At 60.1% G+C, this 23,290-nt stretch carries 17 protein-coding genes; 10 read left to right on the top strand and 7 right to left on the bottom strand.

Features of this window, described 5'->3' with window-relative positions; all coding sequences use genetic code 11:
- Positions 1 to 55 precede the first annotated feature (55 nt).
- Positions 56 to 1,516 carry a D-alanyl-D-alanine carboxypeptidase/D-alanyl-D-alanine-endopeptidase gene (gene dacB / locus D882_RS0107005; protein ID WP_027922570.1) on the top strand — a complete coding sequence of 487 codons (1,461 nt, stop codon included), beginning with the start codon at positions 56 to 58 and terminating at the stop codon, positions 1,514 to 1,516.
- A 135-nt stretch (positions 1,517 to 1,651) separates the two neighbouring features.
- Here the strand turns inward: dacB and D882_RS0107000 are convergent, their stop codons facing one another.
- The gene (locus tag D882_RS0107000; RefSeq protein ID WP_027922569.1) at positions 1,652 to 4,051 is read right to left on the bottom strand and encodes a GGDEF domain-containing protein; all 2,400 of its coding nucleotides are present in this window, start codon (positions 4,049 to 4,051) and stop codon (positions 1,652 to 1,654) included.
- Between the two features lie 142 nt (positions 4,052 to 4,193).
- Positions 4,194 to 6,464: a bifunctional 23S rRNA (guanine(2069)-N(7))-methyltransferase RlmK/23S rRNA (guanine(2445)-N(2))-methyltransferase RlmL gene (gene rlmKL / locus D882_RS0106995; protein ID WP_027922568.1), complete on the bottom strand. Its 2,271-nt coding sequence runs from the start codon at positions 6,462 to 6,464 to the stop codon at positions 4,194 to 4,196.
- A gap of 531 nt (positions 6,465 to 6,995) precedes the next feature.
- Here rlmKL and rmf point away from each other — a divergent pair.
- Positions 6,996 to 7,211 (top strand): ribosome modulation factor, encoded by a 216-nt coding sequence (gene rmf / locus D882_RS1000000131880; protein WP_003223300.1) that lies wholly within the window; start codon positions 6,996 to 6,998, stop codon positions 7,209 to 7,211.
- A 179-nt stretch (positions 7,212 to 7,390) separates the two neighbouring features.
- On the opposite strand, the gene D882_RS0106990 is transcribed toward rmf, so the two are convergent.
- Positions 7,391 to 8,410: a quinone-dependent dihydroorotate dehydrogenase gene (locus D882_RS0106990; protein ID WP_027922567.1), complete on the bottom strand. Its 1,020-nt coding sequence runs from the start codon at positions 8,408 to 8,410 to the stop codon at positions 7,391 to 7,393.
- A 228-nt stretch (positions 8,411 to 8,638) separates the two neighbouring features.
- Between D882_RS0106990 and D882_RS0106985 the strand changes: the two genes are divergently transcribed.
- From D882_RS0106985 to cobA, 8 genes are all read left to right on the top strand, one after another.
- The gene (locus tag D882_RS0106985) at positions 8,639 to 9,850 is read left to right on the top strand and encodes a CmpA/NrtA family ABC transporter substrate-binding protein (RefSeq protein WP_027922566.1); all 1,212 of its coding nucleotides are present in this window, start codon (positions 8,639 to 8,641) and stop codon (positions 9,848 to 9,850) included.
- 15 nt (positions 9,851 to 9,865) lie between these two features.
- Positions 9,866 to 10,441, top strand: a complete 576-nt coding sequence (locus D882_RS0106980) for an ANTAR domain-containing response regulator (protein ID WP_027922565.1) — start codon at positions 9,866 to 9,868, stop codon at positions 10,439 to 10,441.
- 309 nt (positions 10,442 to 10,750) lie between these two features.
- Entirely contained in the window at positions 10,751 to 11,962 is a 1,212-nt protein-coding gene (locus D882_RS0106975; RefSeq protein ID WP_027922564.1) for a NarK/NasA family nitrate transporter, read from the top strand.
- A 7-nt stretch (positions 11,963 to 11,969) separates the two neighbouring features.
- On the top strand, positions 11,970 to 13,640 hold the full coding sequence (locus D882_RS0106970; RefSeq protein ID WP_027922563.1) for a bifunctional protein-serine/threonine kinase/phosphatase: 1,671 nt from the start codon (positions 11,970 to 11,972) through the stop codon (positions 13,638 to 13,640).
- Positions 13,641 to 13,989: 349 nt separating this feature from the next.
- Positions 13,990 to 16,443: a nitrite reductase large subunit NirB gene (gene nirB / locus D882_RS0106965; RefSeq protein WP_027922562.1), complete on the top strand. Its 2,454-nt coding sequence runs from the start codon at positions 13,990 to 13,992 to the stop codon at positions 16,441 to 16,443.
- Positions 16,440 to 16,757 carry a nitrite reductase small subunit NirD gene (gene nirD, locus D882_RS0106960; RefSeq protein WP_027922561.1) on the top strand — a complete coding sequence of 106 codons (318 nt, stop codon included), beginning with the start codon at positions 16,440 to 16,442 and terminating at the stop codon, positions 16,755 to 16,757. Before nirB ends, nirD begins: the two co-directional genes overlap by 4 nt.
- Positions 16,757 to 19,474 (top strand): nitrate reductase, encoded by a 2,718-nt coding sequence (locus tag D882_RS0106955; protein WP_027922560.1) that lies wholly within the window; start codon positions 16,757 to 16,759, stop codon positions 19,472 to 19,474. Before nirD ends, D882_RS0106955 begins: the two co-directional genes overlap by 1 nt.
- A gap of 10 nt (positions 19,475 to 19,484) precedes the next feature.
- Entirely contained in the window at positions 19,485 to 20,258 is a 774-nt protein-coding gene (gene cobA, locus D882_RS0106950) for a uroporphyrinogen-III C-methyltransferase (RefSeq protein WP_027922559.1), read from the top strand.
- A 74-nt stretch (positions 20,259 to 20,332) separates the two neighbouring features.
- On the opposite strand, the gene D882_RS0106945 is transcribed toward cobA, so the two are convergent.
- The 4 genes from D882_RS0106945 to D882_RS0106930 form a co-directional block, all read right to left on the bottom strand.
- The gene (locus D882_RS0106945) at positions 20,333 to 21,376 is read right to left on the bottom strand and encodes an OmpA family protein (RefSeq protein ID WP_027922558.1); all 1,044 of its coding nucleotides are present in this window, start codon (positions 21,374 to 21,376) and stop codon (positions 20,333 to 20,335) included.
- Between the two features lie 107 nt (positions 21,377 to 21,483).
- Complete coding sequence (gene sigX / locus D882_RS0106940) at positions 21,484 to 22,074, bottom strand: RNA polymerase sigma factor SigX (RefSeq protein ID WP_008146300.1); 591 nt, start codon at positions 22,072 to 22,074, stop codon at positions 21,484 to 21,486.
- 87 nt (positions 22,075 to 22,161) lie between these two features.
- The gene (locus D882_RS0106935) at positions 22,162 to 22,986 is read right to left on the bottom strand and encodes a mechanosensitive ion channel domain-containing protein (RefSeq protein ID WP_008048604.1); all 825 of its coding nucleotides are present in this window, start codon (positions 22,984 to 22,986) and stop codon (positions 22,162 to 22,164) included.
- A gap of 2 nt (positions 22,987 to 22,988) precedes the next feature.
- Positions 22,989 to 23,237, bottom strand: coding sequence for a hypothetical protein (locus D882_RS0106930; RefSeq protein WP_027922557.1), 249 nt, complete (start codon positions 23,235 to 23,237; stop codon positions 22,989 to 22,991).
- Positions 23,238 to 23,290 lie beyond the last annotated feature (53 nt).

Raw genomic sequence — 23,290 nt, 5'->3', positions numbered from 1 at the left:
ATTTTATCGCCATGCCCTCGTCTTTTTCCCCCTCGGCTGTAGGGTTTTATTACACATGATCAAGTCTTTGCGTCCATTGTTGCTGGCCAGTTTCATTCTTCCGCTGGCCCTCTCCGTCTCCGCCGCCCCGATCAACACTGCGCTCACGCCTAACGTCGAAAAAGCCCTCAAGGCCAGCAAGTTGCAGGACAGCGCCCTGTCACTGGTGATGATTCCGCTCACCGGGCCGGGCACGCCGACCGTTTACAACGCGGACGTTTCGGTCAACCCGGCCTCGACCATGAAGTTGGTCACCACCTATGCCGCGCTGGAAATGCTCGGCCCGAACCACCAGTGGAAAACCGAGTTCTACACCGACGGCACCCTCAGCGGCGGCATTCTCAATGGCAACCTCTACCTCAAGGGTGGCGGCGATCCGAAGCTGAACATGGAGAAGCTCTGGCTGCTGATGCGTGACCTGCGCGCCAACGGCGTGACGCAAATCACCGGCGACCTGGTGCTGGACCGCGGTTTCTTCGTACAACCGCAGTTGCCCGAATTCAATGACGACGGCAATGACGAGAACAAGCCGTTCCTGGTCAAACCCGACTCGCTGATGGTCAACCTCAAGGCCCTGCGTTTTGTCGCGCGTAACGACGGCGGTCGGGTATTGGTGTCGGTGGAACCGCCGATTGCCAGCATTCGCATCGAAAACCAGGTCAAGGCCGTCAATTCCAAGCAGTGCACTGGCGGTGTGCGCTACAACCCGGTGACCCAGCCGGATGGCAGCATGACCGTAACGGTCGGCGGCCAGTTGGGCGATGGCTGCAGCTCGCAGACCTATCTGTCGCTGCTTGACCACGCGACCTACACCGCCGGCGCCGTGCGCGCCATCTGGAAGGAGCTCGGTGGCAGCATTCAGGGCAAGGACGTGCTGGCGGCCACTCCGGGCAATGCAAAACTTCTGGCCCGGGCTTACTCGCCGGATCTGGCGGAAATCATCCGCGACATCAACAAATACAGTAACAACACCATGGCGCAGCAGCTGTTTCTGAGCCTGGGCCAGAAATTCCGTACCGATGCCGATGGTGACGATGCCAAGGCTGCCCAGCGCGTAGTACGTCAGTGGCTGGCGAAGAAAGGCATTACCGCGCCGCACCTGGTGATGGAGAACGGTTCCGGCCTGTCCCGCGCAGAACGCGTCAGCGCCCGTGAAATGGGAGCGATGCTGCAAGCCGCGTGGCATAGCCCGTATGCTGCCGAGTTCATCAGTTCGATGCCGATTGCCGGCACCGACGGCACCATGCGCAAACGCCTGAAGACCACCGCGATGCGCGGTGAAGCCCACGTCAAGACCGGCACCCTGAACACCGTACGCGCCATCTCCGGCTTCAGCCGCGACGTCAATGGCAACACGTGGGCAGTCGTGGCGATCCTCAATGACAAGGCACCGTTTGGCGCGTCGTCAGTACTGGATCAAGTGCTGCTGGACCTCTATCGCCAACCGAAACTGCCAGACACGGCGTCGGTGCTCTAACCCGATCCTCCAGACACTGGAGATCACCTGTGGAGCGAGCCTGCTCGCGACAGCGGTCTAACATTCAACTCAGATGTTGACTGATAAACCGCTATCGCGAGCAGGCTCACTCCTAAAAGGGTTGTGTGTCAGGCCTTAGGTTTTCTGGGCCTCGACCCGATCACGTCCCGCCTGCTTCGCCGCATACACCCCCGAATCCGCTCGCAGCAACAGCGCATCCGCGCCCTCCCCGACGCGCCAACTGGCGATCCCGAAACTCGCGGTAACGAACCCCACGCAGTCAATCGGTGAACTGCGCAGCCCTTGCCACAACTGCATGGCCAGCACGTGCGCCTGCTCGCGGTCGGTGTCCGGGCAGAGCACCATGAATTCTTCTCCCCCAAGGCGACAGAACACGTCCGTGCGCCGCAGCCGATGACCAATGCGCTCGCACACGGCTTGCAACACCCGATCCCCCACGGCGTGGCCATGCTGGTCATTGATGCGTTTGAAGTGGTCGATGTCGAGCATGATCACCGACAACTCGCCCACGCCACGCTGGACCCTCGCCATTTCGGTGGTCAGGCGCTCCTGGAAATAACGGCGGTTGTGAATCCCGGTCAGCGAATCGGTAATCGACAGCGCCCGCAGTTCCTCTTCCACTCGTTTCAGGTCAGAGATGTCGGAAATGTAGCCATGCCAGAGCACCCCGCCACCGGGCAGCTCTTCGGGCGTTGCCTCACCGCGAACCCAACGCAGGCCGCGCATGGGCAGTTGCACGCGGTATTCCTCGCGCCACGGACTGAGGGTGTCCGCCGAGGCCCGGATCGAGGCACGGACCCGGGTCGTGTCCTGTGGGTGAATGCGCGTGAAGATCGCTTCGGCATTGAGCAGCAGCACGTCCGGTTCCAGCTCGTAGATCTCGCGAATACCGTCGCTGGCATAGATCACACTGAAGCGGCCGTCGAATTCCATCTTGAATTGGTAGATGCCACCAGGCACATGGGCGCTGAGTTTCTTCAACAACAGGTCCCGTGCCGCGAGCGCCTCATGCACACGCTTGCGCTCGGTAATGTCGATGCAGATCGCCAGGTGACCGACCCACAACCCCTGCTCGTCGAGCACCGGGGTGGCGAGCATGTTCACCGCCAAATGGCTGCCGTCGCTGCGTACCAGCGTCCACTCCCGCGCCTCGCTACCGCCCTCTTCGTCCCCTTCGACCAACATCGCCTGACAGGTCGGAATCGGTTTGCCATACCGCGCACTCAACTCCGCGGCCCGCGCTACCAGTTCCCGGGGGAAGTGCAGGTTTTCCAGGGTCATATGCCCCACGACGTCCACGCTGGCGTAACCCAGCATCTGCTCGGCGCCGGCGTTGAACGTGCTGATGACCCCGCGCAGGTCGGTGGCGATGATCGCCACCTGAGTCGCCGCATTCAGCACGCCGCGCAACTGGCCGTGGGTGCCACGCAACTCTTGCTCACGGGCCCGCAGTTCCTGGGTGCGTTGCTCCACCATTTTCAGTGCGCGCTGACGCTGACTGACCAGCACATACAGCAACGCACTGAGCAGCAGACTGAGCAAACCGCCCAGCACCATCAGGGGCATCACCGAGGAATGATTGGCTTTTGTAAAGGCTTCGCTCGGCGTGATGTCAACCTGATAATCGTGATCGGCCAATCGCAACAGCCGGCTCGCGGACAAATCACTGGCCGCCGGTGAGTTGAAAGACTCGTAGAGCACTTCGTGCTGCTCGTCGATCGACAAATCGAGAATGCGCACCGACAGATAGTCGTAGTTGGCGTCCGGCAATCCATCGGCCAACAGCTGGCGCATGCTGATCACCGCCATCACATAACCGGAGGGTTTTACCCCCGCTGCGCTGGATGAGTTACGCGGCATCACAGGGGCCACCAACAGCACGCCGCGCGCATAGGCCGGCTCGATGCTGACCAGATGCATGGGCTGCGACACCGCCATGGTGCCCAGTTTGTCCGCCCGCTCAAGGGTGGCGCGGCGCATCGGCTGGGCCAGCAAGTCGTACCCCAGCGGCGAGCCCAGTCGACTTTGCGTCTGGCTGTACAGCACCGCCACGTATTCATCGCGCTCGGCGGCCAATTGCAGTTGACCGTTGCCGTCGAGCTCACGAAGGGTGAAATTGCTGAAGCCCTCGTCCCGCACCTTTTGTTCGAATGCCGCGCGCTCGGCACGAGTCACTCGGGCCGCGAAGGAATAGGCCTGGGTTCGGTGCAACAGGGGTTGGGTGTAACCGTCGAACTCCTCGCGGGAGACCGAGTCGGAATTGACGAAGAACCGGCGCAGACCGTCGAGGCGCTGCTCCTGGTCTTCGAAACGTTCTTCAATGCGGCTGTAACGCTCACTGGCCAGCAGTTGAAAGCGTTGTTTGAGTTGATGGTGAAACACATTGACCGTCGACCAGGCCAGTAACCCGGTGAGCACGCCGCCCATGAGCAATACCAGCAACGCGACCAGCCAGGCCGACACATCTTCGCTGATAAAACCCAGGATCTTGGGGCGTACGGCCTGAAACGACATAAAGGCAACTCACAATGCCAGGTGCCGGAAAAGCCCATTGGCCATGAGTGAGTTATAGCCATTAGCCACTAATTTGGCCAGCACTGAAATGACCCAAGAGCCTTTAAAAATCAAGGCTCTGTGGATCCAATCAGCTCAAGTGTCAACGCGCAGTGATTTTCCAGGCACGGTGGATCTTACCGTTACGGGCGAAATCCGGATCGATGGTCTGGGCGGTGATTTCTTCAACGGCGTAACGCTCGGCGAGGTTTTCCTCAAGGGTGAACTTGCGGAAGTTGTTGGAGAAGTACAACACCCCACCGGGTGCCAGACGCGCCATGGCCAGGTCGATCAACTGCACCTGATCGCGTTGCACGTCGAAGATCCCTTCCATGCGTTTGGAGTTGGAGAACGTCGGCGGATCGATGAAGATCAGGTCGTACTCGTCACGGCAGGCCTCGAGCCAGGCCATCACGTCGCCCTGCTCCAGGCGGTTTTTGTCAGAGAAACCGTTCAGCGACAGATTACGACGCGCCCAGTCGAGGTAGGTTTTCGACAGGTCAACGCTGGTGGTGGTGCGTGCGCCGCCCTTGGCCGCGTGAACACTGGCCGTTGCGGTGTAGCAGTACAGGTTGAGGAAGCGCTTGCCGGCCGCCTCTTTCTGAATGCGCATGCGCATTGGGCGGTGGTCGAGGAACAGCCCGGTGTCGAGGTAGTCGGTGAGATTGACCAGCAGCTTCACGCCACCTTCATTGACTTCGACGAACTTGCCCTGCGCAGCCTGACGCTCGTACTGCTTGGTGCCGCTCTGGCGTTCGCGACGCTTGACCACCACACGGCTCTTGTCGATGTTCAAGGCCTGCGGAATCGCGGCCAGGGCATCGAACATGCGGGCCGAGGCTTTTTCCGGATCGATGGATTTCGGCGCGGCGTATTCCTGGACGTGGACCCAATCCTGATACAGGTCGATGGCCATGGAGTATTCCGGCATGTCGGCGTCATACACGCGATAGCAGTCGATGCCTTCACGCTTGACCCACTTGCCCAACGCCTTGAGGTTTTTCTGCAGGCGATTGGCAAACATCTGCCCGCCCTCGCTCAAGCGCGGTTGCTCGATCACCACCGGGGCCGGTTTGATCGGATTGCCGTTCTTGTTGTACTTCTCGTACTTGCCCGGTGCCACGTCGTTGTCGGCGACTTCGACTTCAGCCTGCTCGCGCTCGACCTGACGCTGTTCCGGGGTGCGACGTTCGCCGGTGACGAACTGGTCGGGCGTGACCTTGATCAGCAGCAGCTTGCACGGCAACGCGCCGTTCCAGAACGAATACTGTTTGTGGCTGCGAATGCCCATGCGCTTGCCCAGGTCCGGGGCGCCGGTGAACACCGCGGCTTCCCAGTTCAGGCAGGCCTGACGCAGACGTTCGCCGAGGTTCTGGTAGAGGTAGAGCAAGCTCGCCTCATCGCCCAGACGCTCGCCGTACGGCGGGTTGCAGATGACCAGGCCTTTCTGGTTCTGGTCCGGACGCGGCTCGAACGTACCGACTTCGCCCTGGTAGATCTTGATCCACTCGCTCAGGCCGGCACGCTCGACGTTGTTGCGGCCCGGTTGAATCAGGCGCGGGTCGGCTTCGTAACCGCGAATCCACAGCGGTGGCTTGGCCAGGCCGGCCGCACAGCGCTCGGTGGCTTCTTCGTGAAGTTTTTTCCACAGCGCCGGGACGTGACCGAGCCAGGCGGTGAAGCCCCATTGCTCGCGACGCAGGTTCGGCGCCATGTCGGCGGCGATCATCGCTGCTTCAACGAGGAACGTACCGACACCGCACATCGGGTCAGCCAGCGCGCCGCCTTCGGCCGCAATGCGTGGCCAGCCGGAACGGATCAGGATCGCGGCCGCGAGGTTTTCCTTCAGCGGCGCCGCGCCTTGCTGCAAGCGATAACCACGCTGGTGCAGGCTGTGACCGGACAGGTCGAGGGACAGAATCGCTTCGCCACGGTCCAGGCGCAGGTGAATACGCAGGTCCGGGTTGAGCTTGTCGATCGACGGACGGTCGCCTTGCGGGGTGCGTAGTTTGTCGACGATGGCGTCTTTGACTTTCAGGGCACCAAAGTGAGTGTTGTCGATGCCCGAGCCATGCCCGCTGAACTCGACGGCCAGGGTGCCGTCGTTGAGCATGTGGTCTTGCCACTCGATGTCCAGCACGCCGTGGTACAGGTCTTCAGCGTCTTTCATCGGGAAACGCTTGAGCACCAGCAACACCCGGTTCGCCAGACGTGACCACAGGCACAGGCGATAAGCGGTTTCCATGGTCGCCATGCCGCGCACGGCAGAGGTGTGCTCACGTGCTTCTTCAAGGCCAAGCCCGACGGCTTCCTCGATCAGCAGGCCTTCAAGGCCTTTGGGGCAAGTGAGGAAGATTTCGAATTGATCGGACATTGGAATTTCAGAGCCTTTAGCTAAGTGAACCGACAACGCATTGCCGATCCGGTTTTCAATCAGGCGCTTTTCTAAAAGAGCGCCCGCGTGGCACGAAGGTGTGCCGTCCCACCTGTGCTGCTCAGGTTAGAAGAGCTTAGATGCACAGGCAGATAAAAAAGTTGATGCAACAAAATGTCATAAGTCGACCCTTCGTCGAATAATGCTTCTGCGCAACAGAAGTCATTCTCACTAAAGGATTAACCCCGTCATCCTGCGGGGGGCCGATCATACAGGGCTTTGGCCAATAAACACGGGCAAACATCGTGTTACTTATGGCCATAGCATCTTTATGGTTACGTCCTTATGACAAAACGATCATTCCCTCGATGTGACGCATTGGTTAGAACTCAACACAGGTTGACGCCGCAACGACGTCGACACCTTGGCTCGCGACGCCGGCAGCGGGCCCCAACGGCAGAAGTTTTTTTCTGCCAGACCTCGATTGAGGTCTACGCGATAAATACAGTCAACAAGTGAGGGCAACACCCTATGAGAAGACTTAAGCGTGATCCGTTGGAAAGAGCATTTTTGCGCGGATATCAATATGGCGTTGGTGGCAAATCCCGTGAGCTTTGCCCATTTACTCTACCGTCAGTACGCCAAGCCTGGATTAACGGCTGGCGCGAGGGACGCGGCGACAACTGGGACGGTATGACCGGCACTGCGGGAATCCACAGACTCAACGAACTTCACGCCGTCGGCTAATTTACAGGGCCTAACACTCCGACACGACAATCTGATGACTGAATGAATTAACCACGCACGTCCCATCCGGACGGCGGGCTCCGGCCCAGGGGCTCCTTCGAGGAGCCCTTTTTTATGCCTGTCTTTCGCCGAAACGTGTAGCAGCTGTCGAGCCTGCGAGGCTCGACAGCTGCTACACGTCAGCGCTGGGCGGCTATGGCGTCTACCGACTCACGAATCAGCGCCGGACCTTTGTAGATAAAGCCGGAGTAGATCTGCACCAGGCTCGCACCCGCAGCGATTTTCTCTGCGGCGTGTTTGCCTTCGGTGATCCCGCCCACGGCGATGATCGGCAAGCGACCGGCCAGCTCCGAGGCCAGCACCTTCACGGTGTGGGTGCTCTTGTCACGAACCGGTGCGCCGGACAGACCGCCCGCCTCGTCACCGTGCTCCATACCTTCTACACCGACGCGGCTCAGGGTGGTGTTGGTGGCGATCACCGCGTCCATCCCGGTTTCAATCAGCGCTTGTGCGACCTGCTCGGTTTCTTCGTCGGTCATGTCCGGTGCGATCTTGATCGCCAGCGGGACATGTTTACCGTGACGCAACGCCAACTCGGCGCGGCGCGTGGCCAGGTCAGCGAGCAACTGCTTGAGCGAATCGCCGAACTGCAGGCTGCGCAGGCCCGGGGTGTTCGGCGAGCTGACGTTGACCGTCACATAGCTGGCGTGGGCGTAGACCTTGTCCAGGCAGATCAGGTAATCATCGACCGCGCGCTCGACCGGGGTGTCGAAGTTCTTGCCGATGTTGATGCCCAGCACGCCCTTGTATTTGGCGGCGGCTACACGCGCCAGCAGGTGATCGACGCCAAGGTTGTTGAACCCCATGCGGTTGATGATCGCCTCGGCTTCCGGCAGGCGGAAAATCCGTGGTTTCGGGTTGCCCGGTTGCGGACGCGGGGTGATGGTGCCGATTTCGACAAAACCAAAACCCAACTGGGCGAAACCGTCGATGGCCGCGCCGTTCTTGTCCAGACCCGCCGCCAAGCCCACCGGGTTCGGGAAGTCCAGGCCCATGACCGACACCGGCATTTTCGCCGGGGCCTTGCACAGCAAGCCGTTGAGGCCCAAACGTCCGCCCGCGCCGATCAGGTCCAGAGACAGATCGTGGGAGGTTTCCGGGGAAAGTTTGAACAACAGCTGACGGGCCAGGGTGTACATGGGCGGGTTTGACTCTGGGCTACGAAAAGTGGCGGCAATTATAGCCGCGCATCGGGGCCGCAGGCGAGGCGCGCGACAAAATCAGCGAGCGATGGCATATGCCTTGCACCACCACCGGTATCAGCACTCATGCCAACGGCGGAATGGGTCGAAAGACAACGGCGTCGTCACTGGCCCTTGCTCTGGCAAGGCGCCTGGTACGGCGTTTTTTATGCAAGGTGCTTATCGATGATTGAAGTTCCAGCCAACCCTCTGGCGTGGGTCAATGGCAGCGATGCCCCGGAAAAGACCGACATCAACCTCGGCTTCATGGCCCTGAGCGACTGCGCCTCGGTGGTGGTCGCCGCCACTCAGGGGTTCGCCCAGCCTTACGGCCTGACCCTGAACCTCAAGCGCCAGTCGTCCTGGGCCAACCTGCGGGACAAACTGGTCAGCGGCGAACTCGACGCCGCCCACAGCCTGTATGGTCTTATTTATGCCGTCCATCTGGGCATCGGCGGCGTGGCCTCGACCGACATGGCCGTGCTGATGGGCCTGAACCAGAATGGCCAGAGCATCAATCTCTCCCACGGTTTGCAGGCGCTGAGCGTGACCAGTCCTGATGCACTCGAGCGCCACGTGCACCAATCTCGCCCGAAACTCACCTTCGCCCAGACCTTTCCGACCGGCACCCACGCCATGTGGCTGTATTACTGGCTGGCGAGTCAGGGCATCCACCCGCTGCAAGATGTCGACAGCGTGGTGGTACCGCCCCCGCAAATGGTCGCGCACCTGCAAGCCGGGCGTATCGACGGCTTTTGCGTGGGTGAACCGTGGTCCGCCAGCGCAGTGCAACAGAATCTCGGCTTTACCCTGGCGACGACCCAGACCATCTGGCCCGATCACCCGGAAAAAGTCCTCGGCTGCACCCGTGCGTTTGTCGAGCAGTATCCCAACACCGCGCGGGCCTTGGTGATGGCGATCCTGGAAGCCAGCCGGTTCATTGAACAAAGCACGGAAAACCGCCGCAGCACCGCGCAGCTGTTGAGCGCGCCCGACTACCTCGACGCCCCCCTCGACTGCATCGAACCGCGCCTGTTGGGCGACTACGCCGACGGCCTGGGCCATCGCTGGCAGGACCCGCACGCGTTGCGCTTCCATGCGGGCGGCGAGGTCAACGTGCCGTACCTGTCCGACGGCATGTGGTTCATGACCCAGTTCCGGCGCTGGGGCTTGTTGCGCGACGATCCGGATTACCTCGGCGTGGCCCGTCAGGTCCAGCAACTGGATCTGTACCGCGAAGCCGCCAGTGCCGTCGGTGTCGATATCCGGGGGCAGGACATGCGCAGCAGCCAGTTGATCGACGGCAAAGTCTGGGACGGTTCCGACCCGGCCGGTTATGCCCGCAGCTTCAAGTTACACGCCCTGAGCGACAGCTCGCACCGATTCGCCCAGCGCTGACAGGAGACTGCGAACATGCTGCGTATCCTGCTGATCAACGACACTGCGAAGAAAGTCGGTCGACTGAAAGCCGCCCTGACCGAAGCCGGGTTCGAGGTAATCGACGAATCGGGCCTGACCATCGACCTGCCCGAACGCGTCGAAACGGTGCGTCCGGACGTGATCCTGATCGATACCGAGTCACCGAGCCGCGATGTGCTGGAACAAGTGGTGCTGGTGACCCGTGACCAGCCACGACCGATTGTCATGTTTACCGATGAACACGACCCCGGCGTGATGCGTCAGGCGATCAAGTCCGGGGTCAGTGCCTACATCGTCGAAGGCATTCACGCACAGCGCCTGCAGCCGATTCTCGACGTGGCCATGGCGCGGTTTGAAAGTGACCAGGCCCTGCGCGCCCAGCTGTATGCCCGCGACCAGCAACTGGCCGAGCGCAAGCGCATCGAACTGGCCAAGGGGCTGTTGATGAAGATGAAAAGTTGCAACGAGGAAGAGGCCTACACCCTGATGCGCCGACAGGCGATGAGCCGGCAACAGAAGTTGATCCAGGTTGCCGAGCAGATCATTGCCATGAGTGAGTTGCTCGGGTAACCGATCGTTCCCACGCTCCTCGTTACAGCTTGAAGCGGACGTGGAGCGTCCATGGCGGCATTACCACGCTCCGCGTGGGAACGATCTCCTGAAACTGGCACAAATCTGGCTAAGTAATCACCACAGGTAACCAACGGCGGTTGCCCCACCTACGACAAAGACGTCGCTCACCTCATTTGCCCTTGGCGAATCCGGTAGCGGCGTTTTTTCGTTTTGGCCCCACAGCCCGGGGCCGGTGGTGCGGCCCACAGGCGCCCCACCTGCTAGCTCATGACTCCTTCTCGAGACTCTTCACAGCTGAGGTGCGCGATGAATTCAAGCTTCTGGAAATCCGGCCATACGCCGACACTGTTTGCGGCCTTCCTCTATTTCGACCTGAGCTTCATGGTCTGGTACCTGCTCGGCCCGTTGGCCGTGCAGATCGCCGCCGACCTGCACCTGACCACCCAACAACGCGGGCTGGTGGTGGCCACGCCGATCCTGGCCGGGGCCGTGCTGCGCTTTATCATGGGCATGCTGGCGGATCGTCTGTCGCCCAAAACCGCCGGACTGATAGGCCAGGTGATTGTCATCTGCGCGCTGTTCGGCGCCTGGAAACTCGGGATTCACAGCTATGAGCAAGCGCTGGTGCTGGGCCTGTTCCTCGGCATGGCCGGGGCGTCCTTCGCCGTCGCCCTGCCGCTGGCCTCGCAGTGGTATCCGCCACAGCATCAAGGCAAAGCCATGGGCATCGCCGGTGCCGGTAACTCGGGCACCGTGCTTGCCGCACTGATTGCTCCGGTATTGGCCGCTGCGTTCGGCTGGAGCAACGTGTTCGGCTTCGCCCTGATCCCGCTGATCCTGACACTCATCGTTTTTGCCTGGCTGGCGAAAAACGCGCCGGAACGGCCGAAAGCCAAGTCGATGGCCGACTACTTCAAGGCCCTGGGCGATCGCGACAGCTGGTGGTTCATGTTTTTCTACAGCGTGACCTTCGGCGGCTTCATCGGCCTGGCCAGCGCCCTGCCCGGCTATTTCAACGACCAGTACGGCCTGAGCCCGGTGACGGCCGGTTACTACACGGCGGCCTGTGTGTTCGGTGGCAGCCTGATGCGCCCATTGGGTGGTGCCCTGGCAGATCGCTTCGGCGGGATACGCACGCTGCTGGCGATGTACACGGTGGCGGCGCTCTGCATTGCAGCGGTGGGTTTCAATCTTCCGAATTCCTACGCGGCGCTGGCGCTTTTCGTCTGCACCATGCTCGGTTTGGGTGCAGGCAACGGCGCGGTGTTCCAGTTGGTGCCGCAGCGTTTTCGTCGAGAGATCGGCGTGATGACCGGTTTGATCGGCATGGCCGGTGGTATCGGTGGCTTTGCGCTGGCGGCAGGCATGGGCGCGATCAAACAGAGCACTGGCAGTTATCAACTGGCCCTGTGGTTGTTCGCCAGCCTCGGCGTCCTGGCCTGGTTCGGTCTGCACGGGGTAAAACGTCGCTGGAGAACCACCTGGGGTTCGGCCGCTGTGACGGCGGCGCGAGTCTGAGGCCTCAATGAGCCTGCAACTGAGTTTCGCCGAAGCCAGCGCCATTGGCCCGCGCGAGGAAAACCAGGACGCCCTGCGCCTCGTGACGCCCGCCCCGGCGCTGGCGGCCAGCAAAGGCTACTTATTCGCCATTGCCGACGGCGTCAGCCAATGCGCCGACGGCGGTCTCGCCGCCCGCTCGACCTTGCAGGCGCTGGCGCTGGACTATTACGCCACCCCGGAAACCTGGGGTGTCGCTCAGGCACTGGACCGCCTGCTGCTGGCGCAAAATCGCTGGCTGCAGGCCAATGGTGGCGGGCAACCGCTGCTGACCACGGTCAGCGCATTGGTCATGCGCGGCAGGCGTTTTACCCTGGCCCATGTCGGCGATTGCCGGGTGTATCGCTGGCACGCGGATCAATTGCAGCGCGTCAGCGAGGACCATGTCTGGGACCAGCCGGGCATGCAGCACGTGCTGAAACGGGCACTGGGACTGGATCAGCATCTGGTGCTGGACTTTCTCGATGGCGAATTGCGCCTGAATGAGAGTTTCGTGCTGCTCAGCGACGGCATCTGGGCTGTGCTGGGTGACACCGCGATTGCCGCCATTCTGCGAGATCAGCCCGATCTGGAGAGCGCGGCACAGACCCTCGTCAACGCTGCGCACCTGGCCGGCAGCCAGGACAACGCAAGTGCCTTGCTGGTACGAGTCGATGCCCTGGGTGAAACGAGCATTGGTGATGCGCTGATTCACTTACAGCAATGGCCGTTGCCACCGGCGCTGAAACCCGGTCAATCCTTCGAAGGCTGGCACGTTGACGGGATACTCGGCCAGAGCCAGCAATCGCTGCTCTATCGGGTTCGCGACGGACAACAGCAACCCTGGCTATTGAAAACCTTGCCCGCCGCGCTGCACGACGATCACCTGGCCGGGCAAGCGTTGCTGTCGGAGGAATGGTTTCTCAAGCGCGTGGCGGGACGGCATTTTCCTGAAGTCCATGCCGCCAGTCAGCGTCAGCATTTGTACTACGTGATGCGCGAATATTCCGGAACGACGCTGGCAGCTCTGCACACCCGTGTCGGACCTCTGCCGTTGGCGCAATGGCAAGATCTGGCCGAGCGCCTGCTTCGCGCGGTTGGCCTCCTGCATCGACGGCAGATTCTGCACCGCGACATCAAGCCGGAAAACCTGCTGCTGGGTGACGACGGCGAATTACGTCTGCTGGATTTCGGCCTCGCGTATTGCCCAGGCTTGTCAGAGGATCAAACCTCTGCCCTGCCTGGAACGCCCAGTTACCTTGCGCCGGAAGCCTTTCGCGGGGACATCCCGACGCCGCAACAAGACCTGTACGCGGTGGGCGTGACCCTGTATTTCCTGCTGACCGGGCATTATCCCTACGGTGAAATCGAAGCGTTCCAGCGACCACGGTTTGGTGTACCGGTCAGCGCCAGTCGCTATCGTCCGGATTTGCCGGAATGGATTGCGCAATGCCTGGAACGTGCCGTTGTGGCGGATCCGGGTCAGCGGTTTGAAACGGCGGAAGAATGGTTGCTGCTGCTGGAACAGGGCGAGCGGCGCAGCTTGAGCGTGCGGCCCAGACCGTTGATGGAGCGTGAGCCGTTGAAAGTTTGGCGGACATTGGCGCTGATGTCATTGCTGCTGAATCTGGTGCTGCTGGTTCTTGTATTTCATCGCTGATTCAAATCCCCTGTAGCCGCTGGCGAAGTCTGCTGCTACAGAATCCGCGCCAAATGCGGGCATCGCGCATTGATTCGGTGCGAAAAAACCTATTTCACATTCCAAGTCTTCGACCAAACCCAGTAAATCCGGCCACCTGAAGCACTTGGCACAACCACTGCATTACCCTTTCCACCACACATAAAGCCCAGCCTTCAACGATGAAGACTGCGCTTCCCGAGAGAACGGGACCAGGACAAAGGCGTCCTCGCTAGGCAACTAGCGGGACGCCTTTTTTTGTTTGCGCAAAATTTGTCGAGCCAGACCTGAAGCCCTGATGAGGCGGGTCACCGCTCCCCCGGAGAACCTGATGAAAAAATTAAAACTGGTGATGATCGGCAACGGCATGGCCGGGGTTCGCACCCTGGAAGAACTGCTCAAGTTGAGCAACGAGCTGTACGACATCACGGTCTTCGGCGCCGAACCCCACACCAACTACAACCGCATCCTGTTGTCGCCGGTACTGGCCGGCGAACAAACGTTCGAAGAGATCGTGCTCAACGACCTCGACTGGTACCTGGATAACAACATCAAGCTGCTGCTCAACCGCAAAGTGGTGGAGATCGATCGGGTCAAACGCCGGGTCATCGCCGAAGACGGCACCGAGGCCGAATACGATCGCCTGTTGATCGCCACCGGCTCGACCCCGTTCATCCTGCCGATCCCGGGCAACACCTTGCAGGGCGTGATCGGTTACCGTGACATCGCCGACACCCAGGCCATGATCAACACCGCCAAGACCCACAAGCACGCCGTGGTCATCGGCGGCGGATTGCTCGGTCTGGAAGCCGCAAATGGCTTGATGCTGCGCGGCATGCACGTGACCGTGGTGCACCTCGGTGAATGGTTGTTGGAACGACAACTCGACAAGACCAGCGGCCAGTTGCTGCAAACCGCCCTTGAAGCGCGTGGCCTGCACTTTCGCCTCTGCGAACAAACCCAGGCCCTGCACGATGCCGGCAATGGCCGGGTCGGCTCGGTTGAATTCAAGAACGGCGACATAATTCCCGCCGACCTGGTGGTCATGGCCGCCGGCATCCGCCCCAACACCGAACTCGCGGAAAAATCCGGCATTCCCTGCAATCGCGGGATTCTGGTCAACGACACGATGCAAACCTACGACCCACGGGTCTACGCCATCGGCGAGTGCGCCAGCCATCGCGGCATCGCCTACGGCCTGGTTGCACCGCTGTTCGAGCAAGCCAAGGTTTGCGCCAATCACCTCGCCCAATTGGGCTTCGCCCGTTATCAAGGTTCGGTGACGTCGACCAAACTGAAAGTCACCGGCATTGACCTGTTCTCCGCCGGCGACTTCATGGGTGGCGAAGGCACCGAAACCATCACCCTCTCCGACCCGATCGGTGGCGTCTACAAAAAACTGGTGATCAAGGATGACGTGCTGGTCGGTGCCTGTCTGTACGGCGATACGGCAGATGGCGGTTGGTATTTCCGGCAGATTCGTGAGAATCACGCCATTGGCGAGATCCGCGATCACCTCATGTTTGGTGAAAACGCATTAGGCGACGTAGGACATCAGGGCCAGGACAAGGCCATGAGCATGGCCGACACCGCCGAAGTCTGCGGCTGCAACGGCGTGTGCAAAGGCACCATCGTCAAGGCGATTCAGGAACACGGGCTGTTCAGTGTCGACGAGGTGAAAAAACACACCAAGGCTGCCAGCTCTTGCGGTTCGTGCGCCGGCCTCGTCGAGCAGATCCTGATCAACACCGTGGGCGGCGCGGCAGACGTGAAGCCGAAAAGCGAAAAAGCCATCTGCGGTTGCAGCGACCTCAACCACGGGCAAATCCGCCAGGCCATTCGCGAACAACATCTGCTCACCATCGCCGGCACCCAGAGCTACCTGAACTGGCGCACCCCGAACGGCTGTGCCACCTGCCGCCCGGCGCTGAACTACTACCTGATTTCCACCTGGCCGGGCGAAGCCAAGGATGATCCGCAATCGCGCCTGATCAACGAACGCGCCCACGCCAACATCCAGAAAGACGGCACCTACTCGGTGGTTCCACGGATGTGGGGAGGCGTGACCAACCCTTCGGAATTGCGCCGCATCGCCGACGTCGCCGACAAGTACAACGTGCCGATGGTCAAGGTCACCGGCGGTCAGCGCATCGACTTGCTGGGGATCAAGAAACAGGACCTGCCGGGCGTCTGGAAAGACCTCGACATGCCGTCCGGCCACGCCTACGGCAAATCCATCCGCACCGTGAAGACCTGCGTCGGCAGTGAGTTCTGCCGTTTCGGCACGCAAAATTCCACGCAGCTGGGCATCGAACTGGAGCATGACCTGTTCAACATGTGGTCGCCGCACAAAGTCAAACTGGCCGTCTCCGGTTGCCCGCGCAACTGTTCGGAAGCAGGCATCAAGGACGTCGGCATCATCGGCGTGGATTCCGGCTGGGAGATGTACATCGGCGGCAACGGTGGGATCAAAACCGAAGTCGCCGAGTTTTTCGTCAAATTGAAAACCGCTGAAGAGGTGCGCGAATACAACGGCGCGTTTTTGCAGCTCTATCGCGAAGAAGCCTTCTACCTCGAACGCACCGTGCATTACCTGCAACGGGTCGGCATGGACCACATCAAGAAAGCCGTGCTGGAAGACCCGGAACGGCGCAAGGCGCTCAATGACCGGCTGCAATTCTCGCTGTCGTTCGAACAGGATCCGTGGAAAGAACGCCTGACGCAGCCATTGCTGAAAAAAGAATTCGACGTCATTCCCGTGAAGAACCTGGAGGTGCTGGCATGAACTGGCTGGATATCTGCGCACTGGAAGAAATCAACGCCCTGGGCTCGCGGATCATTGCCGGCCCCAAAGGTGACATCGCGATTTTTCGCACCAGCGATGATGAAGTGTTCGCCCTCGATGACCGTTGCCCACACAAGGGCGGACCGTTGTCCCAAGGTTTGATCTACGGCAAGCGAGTGGCCTGTCCGCTGCACAACTGGCAAATCGACCTGGAAAGCGGCGAAGCCCAGGCCCCGGACATCGGCTGCGCCCATCACCACCCGGCGCGGGTCGAAAATGGCCGAGTGATGCTGGCCCTGCGGGACGCAGGCTGATGGACCGCCAGATCACCGCGTCCACCTGCTGTTATTGCGGGGTCGGCTGCGGCGTGCTGATCGAACATGACGGCGAGCGCATCCTCGGCGTCAGCGGCGATCCGGCGCACCCGGCAAATTTCGGCAAATTGTGCAGCAAGGGATCAACCCTGCATCTGACCGGCGACTTGACGGCACGGGCGCTGTACCCGGAACTGCGCCTGGGCAAAGGCCTGGCGCGCAGCCGCACCGACTGGGACACCGCACTTGATCACGCCGCCAGCGTTTTCGCCAAAACCATTGCCGAACATGGCCCGGACAGCGTGGCGTTCTACATCTCCGGGCAGTTGCTGACGGAGGACTACTACGCCTTCAACAAACTGGCGCGGGCGCTGGTGGGCACCAATAACATCGACAGTAATTCGCGGCTGTGCATGTCGTCGGCGGTGGTCGGCTACAAGCGCAGCCTGGGCGCCGATGCACCACCGTGCAGCTATGAAGACCTGGAATTGAGCGACTGCGTGATGATCGTCGGCAGCAACATGGCCTACGCCCACCCGGTACTGTTTCGCCGCCTCGAAGAAGCCAAATCCCGCCGACCACAGATGAAAGTCATCGTCATCGACCCGCGTCGTACTGACACCTGCGATTTGGCTGACCTGCACCTGGCGATTCTTCCGGGGACCGATGTCGCCTTGTTCCATGGGATTTTGCACCTGCTGCTGTGGGAAGACTGGATCGACCGCGACTACATCAAGGCCCACACCGACGGCTTGCCCGAGCTGAAGACTCTGGTGCGCGACTACACCCCGCAGATGGTGTCGCAACTGTGCGGAATCAGCGTTGAGCAACTGCAGCAATGCGCCGAATGGGTCGGTACTTCACCGAGTTTCCTGTCGTTGTGGTGCATGGGGCTGAACCAGTCCACCGCCGGCAGTGCAAAGAACAGCGCACTGATCAATTTGCACCTGGCGACCGGACAAATCGGCCGTCCTGGTGCAGGACCTTTCTCTTTGACCGGTCAGCCGAACGCCATGGGCGGCCGGGAAACCGGCAGTCTGTCGAACCTGTTGCCGGGCCATCGCGATGCCGCCAATGCCGAGCACCGCGCTGACGTGGCGGCTTATTGGGGTGTCGATCAACTGCCGGAAAACCCGGGGCTGACGGCCATTGAGTTGTTTGAGCAGGTGGGCAGCGGAAAGATCAAAGCCTTGTGGATCGCCTGCACCAACCCCGCTCAGTCGCTTCCCGATCAGACGGCCGTGCGCGCGGCACTGCAAGCCTGCCCGTTCGTGGTGTTGCAGGAGGCCTTTCGCACCACTGAAACCGTGAGGTTTGCCGACCTGTTGTTGCCCGCCGCCAGTTGGGGCGAGAAGGACGGTACGGTAACCAACTCCGAGCGGCGCATTTCCCACGTCCGTCAGGCAATCGTCGCACCGGGTGAAGCACGTCCGGACTGGGCGATCACCGTGGATTTCGCACAGCGTCTGGAAAAACGTCTACGCCCGGAAGCCACCAGCCTGTTCGCCTTTGAAACCCCGGCGCAGGTGTTCGACGAATACAAACAACTGACCCGTGGTCGGGATCTGGATTTGTCCGGGATCAGCCACGCATTGATCGACAAGCTCGGCCCGCAACAATGGCCCTTTCCTGCGGGCGCCAGCGCAGGCACTGCACGTCTCTATCTCGACGGTGTTTTCCCGACTGTCAGCGGCCGCGCGCAGTTCGTGGCTGATCCATATCGCGCCGCCAAGGAACAGCGCGATGCACGTTTCCCGCTGACGCTGATCACCGGTCGCCTGCGCGATCAATGGCACGGCATGAGCCGCACCGGCACTTCGGCGCAGCTGTTCGGTCATGTCAGCGAAGCCGTATTGGGCCTGCACCCGGATGAACTGCGCCGGCATCGCCTGCAATCCGGGGATTTGATCAGCCTGAAAAGCCGCCGCGGCGCGGTGATCGTGCCGGTCGCCAGTGACGACAGCGTGCGCCCGGGCCAAGCCTTTTTGCCGATGCATTTTGGTGACCGTTTCTTCAAGGGGGGGGTGAACAGCCTCACCCTGCCCGCCTTCGACCCGTTGTCGAAACAACCTGAGCTCAAGCACAGTGGCGTGCGCCTCGAGCCAGTGCAGTTGCCCTGGCACCTTTTCGCGCTGGTAGAGGGTGATGTCCAACAGCATTTTGAGACGCTACGACCCCTTTGCCAGGCGTTTTCCTACGTCAGTCTCAGCCTGGCAGGCCGTGAGCGCCCTGCACTGCTGATACGCGCTGCCAACGCCACCGCGCCAGACCCACAACTGCTGCGCGATATCGATCAAGGCCTGGGGCTCAACGACGGTCCGGTGCTGGCCTACGACGATCCACGGCGTTCCATCGGTAAACGCGTGCGGATCGAGAACGGACGGATCACCGCGATCCGCTTGGCGGGTGAAACCCTTGCCCGGCACTGGTTGCAAAACCTCTGGCTCGAAGGTCGCGCCGATGAACAACTGCGACGCTGGCTGCTCGCCCCACTGAGTGCACCGCCGGGCCAGGTCGACGCCGAAGCCATCGGCAACAAAACCCTGTGCAACTGCAAAAACGTCAGCCAAAACGCGGTCTGCGCCGGCATCCGCCGCGGCCTGGACTTGCAGGGTTTGAAACAGGAATTGGGTTGCGGCACGCAATGCGGCTCCTGCGTCCCGGAAATCAAGCGTTTGCTGGCCGCCACCGCGCAGCCGGTCGCCATCATCTCGTGAGGAAAACACAATGAACGCAAAAGTCTGGCTGGTGGGCGCGGGTCCCGGTGACCCTGAATTGCTGACCCTTAAAGCTGTTCGAGCGTTGAGAGAAGCGGATGTGGTGCTGATCGACGATCTGGTCAACGACGCGGTGCTTGAGCACTGCCCCGGCGCGCGCATTATTCCGGTGGGTAAACGCGGTGGCTGCCGCTCTACGCCACAGGAATTCATTCATCGTTTGATGCTGCGTTATGCCCGTCAGGGCAAATGCGTCGTGCGGCTCAAGGGGGGTGACCCGTGCATCTTCGGGCGTGGCGGTGAAGAAGCGCAGTGGTTGCGTGAGCGCGGGGTCGAGGCCGAGCTGGTCAATGGCATCACCGCCGGCCTGGCTGGCGCGACTCAATGCGATATTCCGTTGACCCTGCGCGGTGTCGCGCGAGGCGTGACGCTGGTGACCGCCCACACTCAGGATGGCAGCAGCCTGAACTGGCAAGCACTCGCTCAAGGTGGCACGACGCTGGTGATCTACATGGGTGTTGCGAAGCTCAGCGAGATCCGTGAGCAACTGCTGGCGGGCGCAATGTCAGCAGATACGCCGGTGGCGATGATCGAAAATGCATCGTTGCCGCATCAACGGGAATGTCGGAGCAGCCTGATGGCGATGGAAGAAGATGCCTTGGCCTTCGCGTTGAAAAGCCCGGCCATCCTGGTGATTGGAGCAGTTGCCGGCAACTGTGCGAGCGAGCCTGCTCGCGAAGAGGCCCTGTCCGTCGACATTAACGTCGGATATCAACGCGCCTGACACATCCCGGTTCACCAAATCGCAGACAAAGAAAAGCCCGGCCTAAGCCGGGCTTTTCTCAGAGCGGCGGGTAATTACTTACCTTGGGCTTCAACCTGCGCTTCTACGCGACGGTTTACAGCGCGGCCAGCTTCAGTTTTGTTGTCAGCAACTGGGCGAGTTTCGCCGTAGCCGATCGACTGAACGCGGGACGATTCAACACCGTACTGGTTGGTCAGAACTTGTTTAACGGCGTTTGCACGACGCTCGGACAGTTTCTGGTTGTAAGCGTCAGGACCGACGGAGTCAGTGTGACCTTCAACAGTAGTGGTGGTGGATGGGTACTGCTTCATGAAATCAGCCAGGTTCTTGATGTCGCCGTAGCTGTTTGGCTTGACTACCGACTTGTCGAAGTCGAATTTCACGTCCAGCTCAACACGAACAACTTCAGCAACTGCCGGGCAGCCATCAGCGTCAACAGTTACGTTGGCTGGGGTGTCTGGGCACTTGTCAACGTTGTCGCAAACGCCATCGTTGTCGCTGTCGGAGCAGACTTCTGGAGCTGGAGCAGCAGCGACTGGCTTGTTGCCGCCACCGAAGTTCACGCCCAGACCAACGGATGGGATGTAGTCCCACTTGCCGTTGTCCAGTTTGTAGTCAGCTTCTACGCCAGCACGAGCGTAGACGTTTTCCAGGAAGTAGTACTTCAGACCAGCGCCAGCAGTCAGGAAAGTCGACTGGTCACGACCGGTGTGGCCATCAGCGGCTACGTTGGTCATGCTGCCGTGCTTAACGCCACCTTGAACGTAAGGACGCAGAGCGTCGCCAGCGTTGTTGAAGTGGTACTGAGCGTTCAGACCGAACTGGTCGCCTTCAATTTTCTGAGAACCGGTACCGTTGTTCGAACGGGTGTGGTCGTCAGCATTGTAGGTCAGGTTCAACGATACGTCGTCGGTCAAGAAGTAACCGATGGAGGCGCCAGGAGTGTAGCCGTCTTCAACGTTCTTAACGCTGTCGTTGTACTTCTTCCCGTAGTTGAGCTCGCCTTCAACTGCGCCTTGGCCTTGTGCCAGAACGCCGAACGAAGTAGCGGCAATAAGAGTACCAATGGCCAAGCCCAAGGTGTTTTTCAGTTTCATCCGTTAAATCCCCATCTGGTGATTGTAAAGCAGTCCCTCAAACCGGGGGACAACTCGGCGGCTAGTCTATCAGAACTAGCCTACACGTAAGAGATATTTGCGCTGAACTAAGTTTCAGCAATGCCTGCAAATTTCTCACGCAATTTATCAAGAGCACGTTTGTACCGCATTTTTGTCGCACTCAAACCCATATGCATGATATCCGCGATCTCTTGAAATTCCAGCTCTGCGACAAAACGTAGCACCAGAATTTCACGGTCAATCGGGTTTACATACACCAGCCAGCGATCAAGTCCACCCTTATCCTCGGGTTTCGGCGCCTTTTCTTCAGACGCTTCCTCAAGGGGGTCCAGACTCAAAGCGTCCATCAAGCGACGCTTTCGCCGTTCCTTCCGATACTGTGTGATGCATTCGTTGTACGTGATGCTATATAGCCATGTCTTGAACTTCGATTTCCCCTCGAAGTTCTTCAAGCCGTACAGCACCTTCAACATCACTTCCTGACAGACATCGTCTGCGTCGCGATCGTTCCCAAGGTATCGGGCACAGACGTTAAATAATGTTCGCTGGTAACGCCGCATCAGTTCTTCATAGGCGCGCGTTACGTGAAACAGCTCGGTATGCGAGCGCGCGACCAACTCCTCATCAGAGAGCTCGCGGGGGTCGTAGCGCGTGGAGAGCGATTGAGCTTTATTCAAAACAAGTCGGGCCGACAGTCAGGTCAATGTCCGCCGCTGCCCTTTCGGGGCAATTCGCGGCGGCATACATTAGCAGGGTTTGCCGGGTTAGCGGCTACTCACATGCTGCTCCAAGAGAATCCGATTGGAGAGAGAGACTAGCTCACCCTCATCGGTCAGCAATGTGGTTTTAACCGTGCCGATCTCTTCGATCTGACCTTCGACCTCGCCAACACGCACTTGTTGCCCAACCTGATACAGCTCACGCACATAGATTCCCGCAAGAATCTGACCGGCAATTTCCCGGCTTCCCAGCCCCATGGCCAGCGCAACCGCCAGACCAACGGTGATCAATACGATGACAATCACATGGTTGAGCAGGTCTGTCTTGACCTCCAACTGGCTGATCGCTACCGAGATACTGATGATTATCACCAGGCCCTGAGCAATTCGTCCCAACCCCGAAGCATAGTCCAGCCCTACGCCTTCTGCCGCGCCGCGCACCAGCCCATTGGCCAATTGCGCCAGCAACACACCCACCAGCAACACCAGCGCTGCGCCAAATACCTTGGGCAGATACAAAGCCAGCATATCCAGCGTAGCTGAAACTCGTTCAAGTCCAAGGGATTCTGCTGCAGAAACCAGAAAAATCAGCAGGACGAACCAATAGACGATCTTGCCGATCAAGGTCGATATCGGTACTTGAAGGCCGGCCCGGGACAATAATTTAGTCAGACCGGTGCCGCCCATCAGGCGATCGAGACCCAGCTTGGCGAGCAGCTTGGACAATAAAGTGTCCAAAAGTTTCGCCACGACAAAACCCAACAGCAGCACAACCAATGCGCCGAACAGGTTCGGAATGAAGTTCGCAACCTTTGTCCATAACGCAGTCATTGCAGTGACGAGGCTCTGAGTCCAGAGATCAAGTTCCATATTCAATCAGCCTTATCAGCAGTGCGAACGGTAGGTTTACGGTGGCGGGAGACTGGCGCGACGTGGGCCGAGCCGTTGTTGAGGGCAATCATCAGCGCGGGCAACCAGCGGCCCAGCAGGCTGAACAGATCGCCAGCGCCGACCTGGCGATTGGCGGTTTTCAGTACACGCCCAAGGCACGCATCGTCGTCCCGGGTGGACGGTGATGCATTGAGCATGTCGCGCAAAGACTGTTCAAACGGATCGTGCATACGCACCTCTCGTGATGTCTGTGAAAGACGCGATCAAATTTGCCCGGGTCACA

The organism is Pseudomonas sp. URMO17WK12:I12 (assembly GCF_000514395.1).
In the GTDB taxonomy this organism is placed as follows: domain Bacteria; phylum Pseudomonadota; class Gammaproteobacteria; order Pseudomonadales; family Pseudomonadaceae; genus Aquipseudomonas; species Aquipseudomonas mucoides.
This window is presented reverse-complemented; position numbering and strand designations above follow the sequence as displayed.

Bases quoted from the DNA above. Each gene is read 5' to 3' on its own strand.
- D882_RS0106975 (WP_027922564.1), top strand. From the start codon at position 10,751: ATGAATTCAAGCTTCTGGAAATCCGGCCATACGCCGACACTGTTTGCG.
- nirD (WP_027922561.1), top strand. From the start codon at position 16,440: ATGAACTGGCTGGATATCTGCGCACTGGAAGAAATCAACGCCCTGGGC.
- cobA (WP_027922559.1), top strand. From the start codon at position 19,485: ATGAACGCAAAAGTCTGGCTGGTGGGCGCGGGTCCCGGTGACCCTGAA.
- D882_RS0106935 (WP_008048604.1), bottom strand. From the start codon at position 22,986: ATGGAACTTGATCTCTGGACTCAGAGCCTCGTCACTGCAATGACTGCG.
- rmf (WP_003223300.1), top strand. From the start codon at position 6,996: ATGAGAAGACTTAAGCGTGATCCGTTGGAAAGAGCATTTTTGCGCGGA.
- D882_RS0106930 (WP_027922557.1), bottom strand. From the start codon at position 23,237: ATGCACGATCCGTTTGAACAGTCTTTGCGCGACATGCTCAATGCATCA.
- rlmKL (WP_027922568.1), bottom strand. From the start codon at position 6,464: ATGTCCGATCAATTCGAAATCTTCCTCACTTGCCCCAAAGGCCTTGAA.
- D882_RS0106980 (WP_027922565.1), top strand. From the start codon at position 9,866: ATGCTGCGTATCCTGCTGATCAACGACACTGCGAAGAAAGTCGGTCGA.
- nirB (WP_027922562.1), top strand. From the start codon at position 13,990: ATGAAAAAATTAAAACTGGTGATGATCGGCAACGGCATGGCCGGGGTT.
- D882_RS0107000 (WP_027922569.1), bottom strand. From the start codon at position 4,051: ATGTCGTTTCAGGCCGTACGCCCCAAGATCCTGGGTTTTATCAGCGAA.
- D882_RS0106970 (WP_027922563.1), top strand. From the start codon at position 11,970: ATGAGCCTGCAACTGAGTTTCGCCGAAGCCAGCGCCATTGGCCCGCGC.
- D882_RS0106955 (WP_027922560.1), top strand. From the start codon at position 16,757: ATGGACCGCCAGATCACCGCGTCCACCTGCTGTTATTGCGGGGTCGGC.
- dacB (WP_027922570.1), top strand. From the start codon at position 56: ATGATCAAGTCTTTGCGTCCATTGTTGCTGGCCAGTTTCATTCTTCCG.
- D882_RS0106990 (WP_027922567.1), bottom strand. From the start codon at position 8,410: ATGTACACCCTGGCCCGTCAGCTGTTGTTCAAACTTTCCCCGGAAACC.
- D882_RS0106945 (WP_027922558.1), bottom strand. From the start codon at position 21,376: ATGAAACTGAAAAACACCTTGGGCTTGGCCATTGGTACTCTTATTGCC.
- D882_RS0106985 (WP_027922566.1), top strand. From the start codon at position 8,639: ATGATTGAAGTTCCAGCCAACCCTCTGGCGTGGGTCAATGGCAGCGAT.